We start from the raw sequence: 13,757 nt of genomic DNA on the forward strand, positions 1-13,757 counted from the left end.
TGCAATACTGCATTCCACAAAAAAAGCCGCCAGACTGGCGGCTTTTATCACCTATGTTCGAGTTCGATGACCCTTAGTCGTTAGACGTTACCTTTGCGCCCAGAACCTTGGGCAGCGTTTCCGGTGCGCCCATGGCCGCGCCGACGATCATCGGGAAGGGGACCGGGTTCTGCGGTTCCGCGGAGATCGTCAGGCTCTTCGGATTGTCGATATAGGCATTGACGGCTGACGTAACGACATTCTGGAAATCGCCAAGCTTGGCCTGGGCCAGCATCAACGGCATCATGGCCTTGACCATCTGGCCCATATCCTTGCCCGAGACGCCCTGTTGGCTGCCGCTATAGGCCAGTGCCCGCTCGGTAATGCCGGCATCGTCGAAGCGGATATCGGCGCCCAGGAAGGACATTTGCTGCATCAGGCCGAGAATGGCGATGCCGGAGGCCTGCTGCGCCTGCGGGTCCTTGGCATTGGTTTCCATGGCCCGGGCGGTTTCCTGAAGTTGCTTGACCAGGTCCAGCGTATAACCGGACAGGCCAAGCGCCACCGTCAGCTTACCAACATTCTTGAAATCAAGCGTGTAGTTTTGAACGTCAATCGTTCCCGATTGCAGTTCCCAGCTGCCTTTCATGGTCATGCCGCCATCCAGCATGCTGATCCCGAGCTTTTCGATTGCATCGCGGCTCTTTGGATCGTCGACGGTGGACAGATCGAGCTTGAAGCCTTTGACGGTCCCTTCGAAAGCGAGGCTGGCGCCATCGTCCTCGATTGCCGTTGTCGCCTCGGCCTCTGCCATGGACAACACTTCCTTGCCATCCGCCTTGACGCTGATCGGGCCGCTATGGGCCTTCTCGTAAAACAGCATGGAGGCGAGGTCGCCGCCATCGGTCTTGGCCGGAACGGTGACGCCGGACAGATAAAGATCGGAGGCGGTGACGGTTGAGTTGTTTTCAACCAGATTGAGCGGCTGGAAATCGACCCGGTCGATTTCATAGGAGCCGTCCTGGTTTTCGATGACGCCGCTCATTTTCACGTCGCCTATGGAGACTGGCGCGGCATCCGGGCCGGTATCCGACGCTTTGGCTGGCTTCAGCTTGGTACCCCGCAGCGTTACGACATCGCCGTTGATATCGATAGAACTGGCGGTAATGGCGGCATTGCCCCCGGTATAGGATTTATTGATCTTGGCGAGCAAATCCTGGCCATCCAGCGCAAAAGCTGCTGAGGGAAGCACGAGAATGGCGGCACTGACCGAGAGGATACGGCGCAGGGCAGGCCCGGCGGATTTATGCGTCGTCATAACAATTCCCTCTAAGAACAAAAGGATATGCGCGATTGCGCGGTCATGATCCTTTATAAGACAGTGCGGAAATCCGCCATGCTTTTTGTCGTACTCGTTTGATTTTGTCTCATAGACCCCAAACGCCCTGATCGGATAATCCACAGGTGCATCCCCCGGAATCCTTGCCGTGCAAGGGGTTCTCGGCTACGCAAGGGGCATGGGAAAAAGTCTTATACCGCCTGGCGACGGTGGCGATAACGTCACACCGATCGATCTGAAATATGCGCTGGAAGAGCGCTACCTGGCCTATGCGCTGTCGACCATCATGCACCGGGCGCTGCCTGACGTGCGCGATGGGCTGAAGCCGGTGCATCGGCGCATTATCCATGCGATGAGCGAAATGGGCATCAGGCCCAATTCCGCCTTCAAGAAATGCGCCCGTATCGTCGGCGATGTCATCGGTAAATTTCACCCGCATGGCGACCAGTCGGTCTATGACGCGCTGGTGCGGCTCGCTCAGGATTTTTCGCAGCGCTATCCCGTTGTCGATGGTCAGGGCAATTTCGGCAATATCGACGGCGATTCGGCGGCTGCCTACCGATATACCGAAGCACGGATGACCGACGTTGCCGGGCTTCTGCTTGAGGGTATCGAGCAGGATGCGGTGGATTTTCGTCCGACCTATAACGAGGAAGACGACGAGCCGGTCGTGTTGCCCGGCGCTTTCCCCAATCTGCTCGCCAATGGCGCCTCCGGCATCGCGGTCGGCATGGCAACCTCTATACCGCCGCACAATGCCCATGAGCTGTGTGATGCGGCGCTTTATCTGATCAAGAACCGTAGCGCTTCTGTCGAAGAGCTGTTTGCCGATCCGGCTCATCCGCAGCGCGGCGGCATCGAGGGACCGGATTTCCCGACCGGTGGCATTGTCATCGAAAGCCGCGAAAGCATGCTGGAAACCTACCGCACCGGACGCGGCGGTTTCCGAGTGCGGGCCAAATGGGAGACGGAAGACCTCGGGCGCGGCGGCTATCAGATCGTCATTACCCAGATCCCGTTCCAGGTGCAGAAATCACGGTTGATCGAAAAGATCGCCGAATTGCTGATCGCCAAGCGCCTGCCGTTGCTGGAAGACATTCGCGATGAGTCAGCCGAAGACGTTCGCGTTGTGCTGGTGCCGAAGAGTCGTACCGTCGATCCGACCATCCTGATGGAATCGCTATTCAAGCTGTCTGAGCTGGAAAGCCGCATTCCCTTGAACATGAACGTCCTCTCCCAAGGTAAAGTACCGAAGGTGATGGCGCTGAACGAGGTGCTGCTGGAATGGCTGGATCACCGCAAGGACGTGTTGGTGCGCCGGTCGCGCTTCCGTCTGGCGGCCATCGACCGGCGGCTGGAAATTCTCGGCGGCTTGCTGATCGCCTATCTCAATCTCGACGAGGTGATCCGCATCATCCGCGAGGAAGACGAGGCCAAGGACGCACTGATTGCCCGCTTCGAGCTGACGGACAACCAGGCCGAAGCCATCTTGAACATGCGGTTGCGCAATTTGCGCAAACTCGAGGAATTCGAGATCCGCAAGGAACATGATGCTCTGTCCAAGGAAAAGGCAGAGATCGAGACATTGCTGGCCTCTGACGACTTGCAATGGGGAACGATTGCCTCGGAAATCGGTGAGGTGAAGAAGAAATATGCCAAGGCGACCGACATTGGCCGTCGCCGCACGCTGTTTGCCAATGCGCCGGATGCCGATGTCGATGCCATTCAGCAGGCGATGATCGAGAAAGAGCCGATCACCGTCGTCATCTCTGAAAAGGGCTGGATACGGGCGCTGAAGGGCCACAGCTACGACAAGGCCAGCCTGACCTTCAAGGAAGGCGATGGTCTGCGCGTGGCCTTCCCGGCCCAGACCACAGACAAGATCCTGCTGGTGACCACCGGTGGCAAGGTCTATACGCTTGGCGGCGACAAGCTGCCCGGCGGGCGCGGCCATGGCGAGCCGATCCGCATCATGGTCGATATGGAAAACGATCAGGATGTGCTGACGGCTTTCGTCCACGATCCAGCCCGCAAGCTGCTGATCGCCTCGACGGGCGGCAATGGCTTCATCGTCGCGGAAAGCGACATCACCGCCAATACCCGGAAGGGTAAGCAGGTGATGAATGTCGGCATGCCTGACGAAACCAAGCTGGTCGTGCCGATTTCCGGCGACCATGTGGCTGTGGTCGGCGAAAATCGCAAAATGGTGGTATTCCCGCTGGCACAGGTCCCGGAAATGAGCCGCGGCAAGGGCGTGCGCCTGCAACGCTATAAGGACGGCGGTGTATCCGACATCAAGTGCTTTACCCTTGCAGACGGGCTTTCCTGGGAAGACAGTGCGGGCCGGAGCTTCACTCGCAGCAAGGACGAACTGTTGGAATGGCTGGGCGATCGGGCCGGGTCTGGACGCACGGTTCCCAAGGGCTTCCCGCGCAGCGGCAAATTCAGCGGCTGATTGCCCGTTTCGCCCTGCGCACCATGCGGTGGGCAGGGCCGCCGGTTCTGTTTTGCCAATGGCTCAGGCTGTAGCGTATTTCTGCATTTCCGAGAAATATTGAATGCCCTAGCTGATGAAATGGGTAATCAGCGGCGCGTCTGTGCTTTCCGCCTCAGTTTGGCTAAAATGGTTCAGGGGTTTGGACTTGAAGACATCCAGGGTGGCCGGGCGGCCGATGTAGAATCCCTGTACATGATCAATGTCGAACTGCCGCATCAACTCCAGCTGTTCCTCGGTCTCGATGCCCTCGACAAGAATGCGGTGGCCACGATTGCGGACCAGCGCGATGATGTCGCGCAGCATGGAGCGTCCCTTCGGCGTATCGCTGTCGTGAAGGAAGGACCTGTCGATCTTCACGGTGTCGAAATTGAAGAGCCGCAGCCAGGACAGTCCGGCGAAACCGGTGCCGAAATCATCCAGCCAGATGCGGATGCCCATATTTTCAAGGTCCTTGATGCAGCGCAGGATGTCGGATTGACGATCCATATTGATGCCTTCGGTAATCTCGAAGGCGACATGCTGCCCATCGACGCCGGTATCGATCAGGATTTCAGCGACGGCGGCGGCAAAGCCGCGGGTTTTCAACTGAATAGGAGAGACATTGATGCTAACGACCGGCGCGTGGCCGGGAACGAGGATTTCGGTGCAGGCCTGGCGTAGCGTCCACAGGCCGAGATCAAGGATGGACCCCGTGCGCTCGGCAATCGGAATGAACACCGACGGTGTGACAGGCGTCCCATCTAGCAGTTTCAGCCGCATCAGGGCTTCCGCAGCGTCGATCTTGCCGGTCGTGAGGTTGAGGATCGGCTGATAGACGAGGGAAACAAGGTTATTGGCCACAGCCACCCGCAACAAAGCGGCAATGTGTTCGCTATCGTCGCTGCTTTGCGGGTCGTTCGGGTCAAACAGCCGCACGCAATTACGACCATTGGCCTTTGCCGAATAGAGCGCCCGGTCCGCCTCGGTAATGATCTTTTCCAGCCGTGGACCGAAATGAGGGCGTGTAAAGGCCGCGCCGACGCTGACCGTGACGACGTTGATACCATCCTTGCGCTGATCATGGACCAGCGACATTTTTTCCACGGTATTGCGAATCATCTCAGCCAGCAGCCCAACATCGTCACGGCTAGCGGCTGGAGCCAGAACGATAAATTCCTCGCCGCCATAACGGCCAATGGAGGCATTGAAGGGCAGGAGGGCTGTCTTCAGAGCATTGGCGACCAGGACCAGGCAGTGGTCGCCAGCCTGATGGCCGTAATAGTCGTTGTATTTCTTGAAAAAATCGACGTCGACCAGAATTGCGGCAAAGCCGGTTCCTGAACTTTGCCATTCAGCCCAATTGTCCCGCAATCGCTGGTCGATGGCACGCCGGTTTTCAACGCCGGTCAGATAGTCTGTGTTGGAAAGGCGCAGCAGCGCTTTGCCGCGTTCGATCGCTTCCCGATGCTGCTTACGTGCCTCCAGCGCGTTGAGGAAAACATGGTAGCGCTCCTTGTTCAGTCGCCAGTTGACATAGCTGGTGAAGACGAAGCACAGGACATAAAACGTAGCGAAAGCAATGATGTAAGACGTTTCTCGACCGAAGACACTCGTAACAACCCAGAGAAACAAGGCAAGTACTGAAGCAGAGGTGATAATCGACAACAGGAAATACAGGCCGAAAAATAGGTTGGCACCCATCATGAAAATCGCGCCAAACACCATGTAATAGCGAAAATTCTCCACCGAATCGGTCATTGATGCCGGAAAAAGCCAGCCGCCATAACCGATGATGAGCGCCAGGGCGCAGGTCAAGTCTATCATATTGGCTCTCGGGCCAATGAAGATCTGGGCTTCCAAAATGACGAGAGACAAAGCGCCAACCGCAAGACGGCTGATCAGCAAGGTTGATGCAACGTCGGGAATGAGGATGTAATCCATCCCTGAAAACATTAGATAGACGATCACAGCGATCCAAAGGCCATGGCGTGCTGCGGCAATGCGCTCGGATTCGGTCTGGTCTCGATACAGTTTCACGACTTCTGCAGTTCGCTTTCTGTCAGGGGTGCCACGCCGACCGGTTTTCATTGGGTCCGACCCGGGGTGCTTCATGCTGGATTGTTCCACTGAGTTTTACCGTCGTGAATAGGAATGCAAGCTATTCCTTCATGCGCGCTATTCACACACTCAGCACGATACACCTTTTTATTTTAAACCCGAATCGCTAATGTAATACAGCGCACAATTACCCTTAAATTTAATTGGAATTTAGACAAGCGTCAAACTTCTGTATCATGCTGAATATGACGCGCTCTCATCTATTAACCTTAATAGAAAATTGCCTAAATCGCCAGTCGCAATAGTTAGAATCAGACTTTATAGTTATCAAACATTTAATTTTGTCGATAAAACATTAGAGGTAGATCGGATATGCAGTATATAGAAACTGTCTTAGACGGCGAAAGCTTGGTCACTCCAGATGCAATTGCAGCAGAGGTTTTTTCGCCAAAAGGCAAGAAAATCGATGATCGTGAGCGGGTTTTAGCGGAATCCGAATTGGCCCTGGCACTCAACATTGCCTATCAGCAATTTGAGCACGGTAGAGATCCCGCTGCTATCATTGCAATGATGGCTGGAGCGCTTCATAATCTCCGCAATAAGGTTTCTCCTGCCTTATGGCAGTCATTGATACCGATGGCGCAAAATCATAAAGTATCTAAGTATTTTCTTGAGGATCCTTTCACGCGCTGGTCTTGCGTCAAGCCGCGCGGCTATTCAGGGGATGCGCAATTACTTGACTTTATTTACGGCCATGAAAGCGTTGCGAATGAAATTGCCGCTGCTTCGCCTCTCGGGCTGGCGCTGTATGATTACACCAAGGATGCGTCGTCATCTGTCGCTGTACGGGAGCGCCGCGATCTCCTGACCCAGCATGTCGATGAAATTGCCACGTCACGCGGGCCGGATGCTGAAATCCTGACCATTGCTGCAGGCCATCTGCGCGAGGCCAACCGCTCAGTGGCTCTGAAAGAGGGCAGAATCAAGCGCTGGATCGCGCTGGATCAGGACCCTGTGAGTGTCGGTTCCATCCGCCGGGATTTTGCAAACACCTGCATAGAGCCTATCGATGGATCAGTCCGTAGCCTCTTGACCAATCAGCATGATCTTGGAACTTTCGATTTCGTCTATGCGTCGGGCCTTTATGATTACCTTAACGACAAGGTCGCGGTAAAGCTGACGAAGAAGTGCCTTTCCATGCTGAAGCCGAATGGTGTCTTTATGTTCGCCAATTTTGCGGAAGATATTGTCGTCGACGGCTATATGGAAACCTTCATGAATTGGGCGCTGCTGCTGCGCAGCGAGCAGGACATGTGGCGCGTTATTCATGCAAGCACACCTGAAGGCGATATCGATTCCCAGGTCCGTTTCGGCGCCAACCGCAATATTGTCTACGGATTTATCCGCAAGATCGGCTAGAATTAACTATGAGTTTACTGTATAAATCCGTGAATATATTATATTTGCGGATTTGCGCAGAATTTCCGAGGCATTACACTAGCCTGCGCGTTGCATTTCAGGTGCGTGGCTCGTTAAAGAAAATCGATTTCAGTTATTTTGCAGCCAGCATATCTCCCAAATGACTGGTTGTGGTTCCCCAAACCCAGAATTCTTCTGAATTCTGGGTTTTGTTTTGCATGAAAACAATGATTCATGATGCTATAACCATAGATAAATTCAAGCTTTTTGCAGTTAATATCGTCACTTGGTTTTAATCACTTCTGCGCCATATGGAACAAAGGCTGTGCGCGAGCGTTTTTGATTTCAAACCGTGCTCAATACGCAAGCCGGAAGAGTTTTTTGCCTGGCTGCGCCTTTCGGAACCGCGTTTCTGTGTGGTCGGCTTTCGGCATGATAATCAGATGCTTCGAGCCCTACTAAGAAGGCGATGACTGTGGATCAAGAGCGCGAACTGGCAAGACTGACCAGCCTACGCAACCTGAAAATACTCGATACCCTGCCGAGCGAAAGCTTCGACCGGATTACGCGAATCGTATCGGAATTTTTCGGACTGCCGGTCGCGGCGGTGTCGCTGACAGATGTCGATCGCCAGTGGTTCAAGTCCAAAGTGGGAATCGAGCATAACCAAATTCCACGGTTCAAGGCGCCCTGCGCTGAAGTCGCTGAAACCTGTCGGCCGCTGATCGTCAACGATTTTCACAATGACGCCTTTTATGTCGATAGTCCCCTCGGTCAGGCTGGCGTTCGGTTCTACGCCGGTGTGCCCCTGATGACGACGGATGGTTATTCCCTGGGCGCGCTCTGCGTTCTTGATAATGAACCTCACACGGTCGGCGACAGGGAAATGGCTGTGTTGTCCGATATGGCGGCCATGGTCATGGCGCAGATAGAAATGCAGCATGCCGTTGGCCGTATCGAGGCCGCCAGCGGTCTGCCCAATCGCTTCCAATTGTTGAGCGACCTTGCCGATATTGGCAAGCACGGCGGGGGCAAGGAACGGTTGATCGGCGTTCTCGATCTTGCGCGCACCATGCAGTTCGACCGGTTGTCGCGTGTCATGGGCCCATCGCATCTGGATGGTGTCATCCGCTCCGTGGCGCAGTTCCTGCAGAGGGCGGTAGGTGATCATACCGCCTCCTATCACATTGGCGCGATGCAGTTTGCCTTGATCCCGCCGGAGGACGTCACATCCGAAAGCCTGCTTCCTATGCTGAAAAGCTTGCTGTCCGATGTCGGTGAGGTGGCCAATCTTCGTTTGACGATGACACCCTCGCTTGGGGTGACCTGGTTCAATCCGGGCGCAATGGAGCCGGAAAACGTGCTGCGGTCGCTGCAAAGTGCGGTTCAAGACGCGCGTGACAGCGAAACCGGCATTGCCTTTTTCTCCGACGATCATGACCTGCTGCATCGCCGTAACTTCCGCCTGTTGCAGGATTTTCCTGTCGCTCTGGCGTCGCAGGATCAATTGCATCTGGTTTTCCAGCCGAGGCTGTCTTTGAAGACCGGTCAGGCGGAATGCGCCGAAGCGTTGCTGCGCTGGACCCACCCTGAACTGGGGTCGATTTCACCAGCCGAATTCGTGCCAGTTATCGAAGCCTCCGATCTGGTACGCGCCATGAGCGCCTGGGTGATCGACAAGGCGCTGTCGCATCTGGCCGTTCTGCGAGGTCAAGGCATCGATATGCGATTGTCGATCAATATTTCGGCTCTCAATCTGAATGAGCCGGAATTTCTGGAACTGCTGAAGGAAAAGCTGGCGAAATACGATGTTCTGCCGGGTCAGATTGAATTTGAACTGACGGAAACGGCGATGATGAGGGAGACCGAAAAGTCACTCGACCTTCTGCACGCGCTGAGCGCCCATGGTGTCCGGCTGGCGATCGACGACTTCGGCACTGGCTATAGCAGCCTGGCGTATATGCAGAAATTGCCTGCTGATGTTGTGAAAATCGACCGTTCTTTCGTCGCGGATATGGCAAAAGGCAATCGCGAGCGCGTCTTGGTGCGATCGATGATCAACCTTTCGCACAGTCTTGGCTATGAAGTGGTGGCGGAAGGCGTCGAAACGCTTGAGGCCGCCGATCTCCTGCAAGCGATGGGTTGCGATGAGATCCAGGGCTTCTGGCTGTCGCGTCCCATGGCGGCGGAAATCCTGCCGGAATGGCTGCGTCATCGTCGTGAGGCTGCCGATCAGGCGGCTCGGGTCGCCTGATCCATTCGTTCAAGTCCCGAAGAGGATGACGCATCCTCCTCTTGAGGCGAGCGCAAAGGAATACGAAGAGTGAGCTTCGGTTTACTCTTCGACGCTGCTCTCTGGCTCATAACGAGTCCAGCCCTGGCTGAGCAGATGTTCCTGCGGCAGGAAGCGAATTTTATATCCCATTTTGCGGGAGCCGTTCACCCAATAACCCAGATAGACATGGGGTAGGCCCATCTCGTTGGCACGGCGGATATGGTCGAGAACCATGAATGTGCCGAGAGACCGTTTTTCCATGGCCGGATTGAAGAAGGAATAGACCATCGACAATCCGTCGCTGAGGATATCGGATAGCGCCACGGCCACCAGTTCGCCGGGGCGGTCGCTGTCCTCGTCCACTTTCGGCAGGCGATATTCGATCACCTTGGTTTTGACATGGCTGTCTTCCACCATGATTGCAAAATCGAGCGCCGACATGTCCGACATGCCGCCCTGCTGGTGGCGATGATCGAGATAGGTGCGAAACAGCGAGAATTGTTCGGTCGAAGGCTGGGCGGCAAAGACGCTGCTGGTGAGATCGGCGTTGACGCCCGCCACACGCCGCATGGTCCGGTTCGGCTGGAATTCTCGGGCGACGATCCGCACGGATATGCAGGCGCGGCAGGTTTCGCAGGCTGGACGGTAGGCGATATTCTGCGATCGGCGAAAGCCGCCCTGTGTCAGAAGATCGTTCATTTCCGGCGCGCGTGGTCCCACAAGGTGCGTGAAGACCTTCCGCTCCATTTCCCCCGCCAGATAAGGGCAGGGCGCGGGTGCTGTCAGATAAAACTGCGGAGACGTAGCAGCCTGCGTGTTCATGCTTTGTCTATGCGTCCTCTCAGGCACCCGGAAAAGCGCGCTTGCTTCATTGGCCGGGAATGCACATTACACCAAGACATCGAAGGTGCTAACGCATCCTCACCTTGCAGGAATGTCGAATATCTCAAATGCATCAAGCGCTTGAGATATTCGAAAGTGCAATGCCAGAAGTCACTTTCAATGATTCCCGGTATTGCCCATGACCTTCAAGTTCATGTCTAGCATGGCTCAAGATTTCAAAAGGTCAACTCTTTCATTTCACGATTTGGTTGCTCAACGTGAAATTGTAGTCATTTCTAACGCGACTAATAATTTTTAGCGGATGTCGACTTTCACTCAGCCAGCGCGAAGCGCAGCCGTGCCGAGCAGCAAGTCATGGACCAATCGCGAACGATCAGTAAACAGTCCCGCCAGCAGGATCAGTGGCGTTAACACGGAATTGAGGATCCAGAACAGTGCCAGATGGGCAATGGCCGTGACGAAATCAATCTTGGTGCCATCCAGGCGAATCATGGCAATTCCCATGGCTCGCATGCCAGGTGTCGCCTGAGTGCGTCCGGCCAGCGACAGACCGAAATAAAGGCCCGCGACGATGAAAAACAGAATGGGATAAAGGAGCCATCCGAGGCCAAGCGTGATGACGCCGAGGAAGAACACCACAACGGCTGCGGGAACCCACAGGAGCCCGACCAGAACATAGTCGATAATGAAGGCAAAGACCCGGCGCGACAGCACGCCGCTATAGGCGCGCCAGTCGGTCGGAGCCACGGTGGTCATATTCGGATCGAAGCTCATGATCGTCTCCTTGGTCGATGACGATGATATGGGAAGCCCCGCTCCGAAATACAATTGCCTGACATCTTTACAGTCTAGCCAGGAATCGCTGCTGGCGTGCTGCAAATGGCAGTGCCGAAAACTCAGCTTCTGGCGAGCCGCTTTGCCGCTTCCACGGCGAAATAACTCAGAATGCCGTCGCATCCGGCCCGTTTGAAGCAGAGCAGTGTTTCCATCATTACACGCTCTTCATCAATCCAGCCATTCAGACCCGCAGCCTTGATCTGCGCATATTCGCCTGACACCTGATAGGAAAAGACCGGCAGGCTGAAGGCTTCCTTGAGACGCCAGCAGATATCCAGATAGGGCAGGCCGGGCTTGACCATCAGCATATCCGCCCCTTCCTCAACATCCATGGCGGCGTCCCGCACTGCTTCGGTGCCATTGGCCGGGCTGATGTAATAGCTGTTCTTGTCGCCCTTCAGCAGGCCTGCGGTGGAAATCGCCTCGCGATAGGGGCCGTAATAGCCGGAGGAGAATTTCGTCGCATAGGACATGATGCCGACCGACTGGTGACCGGCGGCGTCGAGCCCGCGGCGGATCGCGCCGATTCGCCCGTCCATCATTTCGGATGGCGCGATAATGTCGGAGCCAGCATCGGCTTGCAGGATGGCTGCTTTGACCACCTGATCGACCGTCTCGTCATTGACGATATCGTCGCCGCGCAAAATACCGTCATGGCCATGGCTGGTAAACGGGTCCAGCGCCACATCGGTAATCACGCCGATGTTGGCGACGGCTTTCTTGATGGCCGCCGTCGCCTGGTTGAGCAGGTTATTGGCTTCCAGGATATGGGAACCCGTCTGGTCACGCAGGTTCATCTCGATGTTCGGAAAGGTGGCAATAGCCGGAATGCCGAGATCGGCAGCTTCCTTCACCGCCTCGACCGCCTTGTCGACACTCATCCGGTTGACCCCCGGCATGGCGGCGATCGGCTCGACGATGCCGCTGCCGGGTACGAGGAAGATCGGCCAGATCAGATCGTCCACTGTCAACCGGCTTTCCTGTACCAGCCTGCGCGTCCAGTCCGCCTTACGGTTGCGGCGCATGCGCCGGTGGCCGGTAATATCGTCAACGAGGTGGGTCTTGTTGGTCATCGCGGTCTCCAGTCTTCAGGCCTGCTCTCTTATGATGCCGTTTATCATGCACTGGGATGTTTGCCCACTGCGGCAACCTGACCGGCCCCACCTCCGGCCCCCCCGGGCATAGCGATGCTCGAATAAAACCGTCTGCGGATTGTTTGTCTCCCCATAAATTTCACCTGTCGCCGATACCGATCCGATCAATTATGCGATATCGTCGCACAATGATTGATGATGTCGTCCATACGCCAAAGCCCAGCCTGGTAGACCTGTTGTTCGTGCTCTTCCTGCGCGTTGTTGCGCTTGCCTGCCTTTGGCTGGGCTTGCAATTCTGGGGGCTTCTGGTGGGCTTTGCAGGTGACGGCCTTGGGCGGTTCGACCTGATGAATGTGCCTTGGCGCATTGCCAGCTGCGGGCTTGCCGTGATGCTGCCGGTGGCAGGGGTCGGGTTGTGGATGACGGTCTCCTGGGGGCCGGTCATTTGGGTCATTGCCGCCAGTGGCCAGATCCTGATGCATGCCGTATGGCCGGGCATTTTCGGGCGCGATCCGCTGATCGTCGCATTCCATCTGATTGTCGCCGTCGTTTATCTCGCTTTCCGCCTGGCGATCCTGCTGCAAAAGCGCCGGCGCGCCGCGGCATAAGGAATGGTTTACCCTGATACAAGCAGGCTGAATGGTAAGCCTCTGTTAAGCCTGCGTTTTAAATAGAATTTTATCTGCATTCGATATTGTCACTCACAAGGCGGTTGGAAACCAACAAGGCCGCCACCCAAACAGTGAGGCAGACGATATGACCACGACAAAGATCAAACCGCAGGTGTCCGCTATCGATCACGAAGAGCAGACCATCCGTTCTCTCTATCTTGATTCCCTGCATCTGGTGGAGCGCTTGCACCGCCGCCTGCTCGACGTCATCAAGGACGAATTCGACCGTCAGGGCCGCAACGACGTCAATGCTGTTCAGGCTTTGCTGCTGTTTAACATTGGCAATTCCGAGCTGACTGCTGGTGAATTGCGGTCTCGCGGCTACTACCTCGGCTCCAACGTTTCCTATAACGTCAAGAAGCTGGTGGACCTTGGTTTCATCAATCATTCCCGCTCGCGTGTCGACCGTCGTTCGGTCCGTATTTCCCTGACACCGGAAGGCCAGGATATCGCCGAAACCGTCGCCAAGCTCTATGAGCGTCACGTCGGCTCCATCCAGAAAGTCGGCGGTATCGGTCCAGACGAATTCAACCAGATGAACAGGTTGTTGCAGCGTCTCGATCGCTTCTGGAATGACACGATCGCCTATCGCATGTAGGCCAACCGGCTGCAATGTCTGGCTTTGCTGCCTTGATGGAAACCGGTAACGGTCATTCAATCCCGGCAGGTCGATATCGCCTCGCTTTGTTTTGATGCGCGCATGCTTATTCAACACAGTGTTGTGAGCGCATCGGGCCTGACAAGCTTTGGCCATATTGATATGGGA

General features: G+C 55.6%; 10 protein-coding genes. 5 read left to right on the forward strand and 5 right to left on the reverse strand.

What is annotated here, in order from left to right:
* Window positions 1–73 precede the first annotated feature (73 nt).
* A complete protein-coding gene (locus AVCG78_RS04130) occupies window positions 74–1,297 on the reverse strand; it encodes an AsmA family protein (RefSeq protein WP_015915567.1) in 1,224 nt (407 codons plus the stop codon).
* Between the two features lie 199 nt (window positions 1,298–1,496).
* On the opposite strand from AVCG78_RS04130, the gene parC reads away from it, so the two are divergent.
* The gene (gene parC / locus AVCG78_RS04135) at window positions 1,497–3,773 is read left to right on the forward strand and encodes a DNA topoisomerase IV subunit A (RefSeq protein WP_071585299.1); all 2,277 of its coding nucleotides are present in this window, start codon (window positions 1,497–1,499) and stop codon (window positions 3,771–3,773) included.
* 108 nt (window positions 3,774–3,881) lie between these two features.
* Here the strand turns inward: parC and AVCG78_RS04140 are convergent, their stop codons facing one another.
* The gene (locus AVCG78_RS04140) at window positions 3,882–5,906 is read right to left on the reverse strand and encodes a putative bifunctional diguanylate cyclase/phosphodiesterase (RefSeq protein WP_071204655.1); all 2,025 of its coding nucleotides are present in this window, start codon (window positions 5,904–5,906) and stop codon (window positions 3,882–3,884) included.
* 318 nt (window positions 5,907–6,224) lie between these two features.
* Between AVCG78_RS04140 and AVCG78_RS04145 the strand changes: the two genes are divergently transcribed.
* Window positions 6,225–7,271 (forward strand): class I SAM-dependent methyltransferase, encoded by a 1,047-nt coding sequence (locus AVCG78_RS04145; RefSeq protein ID WP_071204654.1) that lies wholly within the window; start codon window positions 6,225–6,227, stop codon window positions 7,269–7,271.
* A gap of 469 nt (window positions 7,272–7,740) precedes the next feature.
* On the forward strand, window positions 7,741–9,525 hold the full coding sequence (locus AVCG78_RS04150; RefSeq protein ID WP_071204653.1) for a sensor domain-containing phosphodiesterase: 1,785 nt from the start codon (window positions 7,741–7,743) through the stop codon (window positions 9,523–9,525).
* An 81-nt stretch (window positions 9,526–9,606) separates the two neighbouring features.
* Here the strand turns inward: AVCG78_RS04150 and AVCG78_RS04155 are convergent, their stop codons facing one another.
* From AVCG78_RS04155 to hemB, 3 genes are all read right to left on the reverse strand, one after another.
* Window positions 9,607–10,368: an arginyltransferase gene (locus tag AVCG78_RS04155; protein ID WP_071585297.1), complete on the reverse strand. Its 762-nt coding sequence runs from the start codon at window positions 10,366–10,368 to the stop codon at window positions 9,607–9,609.
* A gap of 336 nt (window positions 10,369–10,704) precedes the next feature.
* Window positions 10,705–11,163 carry an RDD family protein gene (locus AVCG78_RS04160; protein ID WP_060715813.1) on the reverse strand — a complete coding sequence of 153 codons (459 nt, stop codon included), beginning with the start codon at window positions 11,161–11,163 and terminating at the stop codon, window positions 10,705–10,707.
* 122 nt (window positions 11,164–11,285) lie between these two features.
* Window positions 11,286–12,299 (reverse strand): porphobilinogen synthase, encoded by a 1,014-nt coding sequence (gene hemB / locus AVCG78_RS04165; protein ID WP_071204651.1) that lies wholly within the window; start codon window positions 12,297–12,299, stop codon window positions 11,286–11,288.
* Between the two features lie 209 nt (window positions 12,300–12,508).
* Between hemB and AVCG78_RS04170 the strand changes: the two genes are divergently transcribed.
* Together AVCG78_RS04170 and ldtR are read left to right on the forward strand one after the other, a co-directional pair.
* Window positions 12,509–12,928: a DUF6163 family protein gene (locus AVCG78_RS04170; protein ID WP_071204650.1), complete on the forward strand. Its 420-nt coding sequence runs from the start codon at window positions 12,509–12,511 to the stop codon at window positions 12,926–12,928.
* A 148-nt stretch (window positions 12,929–13,076) separates the two neighbouring features.
* A complete protein-coding gene (gene ldtR, locus AVCG78_RS04175) occupies window positions 13,077–13,589 on the forward strand; it encodes a transcriptional regulator LdtR (RefSeq protein ID WP_015915576.1) in 513 nt (170 codons plus the stop codon).
* The last annotated feature ends 168 nt before the right edge of the window (window positions 13,590–13,757 follow it).

This window comes from Gillisella vitis (genome assembly GCF_021559775.1).
Classification (GTDB): Bacteria; Pseudomonadota; Alphaproteobacteria; order Rhizobiales; family Rhizobiaceae; genus Allorhizobium; species Allorhizobium ampelinum.

Bases quoted from the DNA above. Each gene is read 5' to 3' on its own strand.
- AVCG78_RS04130 (WP_015915567.1), bottom strand. From the start codon at position 1,297: ATGACGACGCATAAATCCGCCGGGCCTGCCCTGCGCCGTATCCTCTCG.
- parC (WP_071585299.1), top strand. From the start codon at position 1,497: ATGGGAAAAAGTCTTATACCGCCTGGCGACGGTGGCGATAACGTCACA.
- AVCG78_RS04140 (WP_071204655.1), bottom strand. From the start codon at position 5,906: ATGAAGCACCCCGGGTCGGACCCAATGAAAACCGGTCGGCGTGGCACC.
- AVCG78_RS04145 (WP_071204654.1), top strand. From the start codon at position 6,225: ATGCAGTATATAGAAACTGTCTTAGACGGCGAAAGCTTGGTCACTCCA.
- AVCG78_RS04150 (WP_071204653.1), top strand. From the start codon at position 7,741: ATGACTGTGGATCAAGAGCGCGAACTGGCAAGACTGACCAGCCTACGC.
- AVCG78_RS04155 (WP_071585297.1), bottom strand. From the start codon at position 10,368: ATGAACACGCAGGCTGCTACGTCTCCGCAGTTTTATCTGACAGCACCC.
- AVCG78_RS04160 (WP_060715813.1), bottom strand. From the start codon at position 11,163: ATGAGCTTCGATCCGAATATGACCACCGTGGCTCCGACCGACTGGCGC.
- hemB (WP_071204651.1), bottom strand. From the start codon at position 12,299: ATGACCAACAAGACCCACCTCGTTGACGATATTACCGGCCACCGGCGC.
- AVCG78_RS04170 (WP_071204650.1), top strand. From the start codon at position 12,509: ATGATTGATGATGTCGTCCATACGCCAAAGCCCAGCCTGGTAGACCTG.
- ldtR (WP_015915576.1), top strand. From the start codon at position 13,077: ATGACCACGACAAAGATCAAACCGCAGGTGTCCGCTATCGATCACGAA.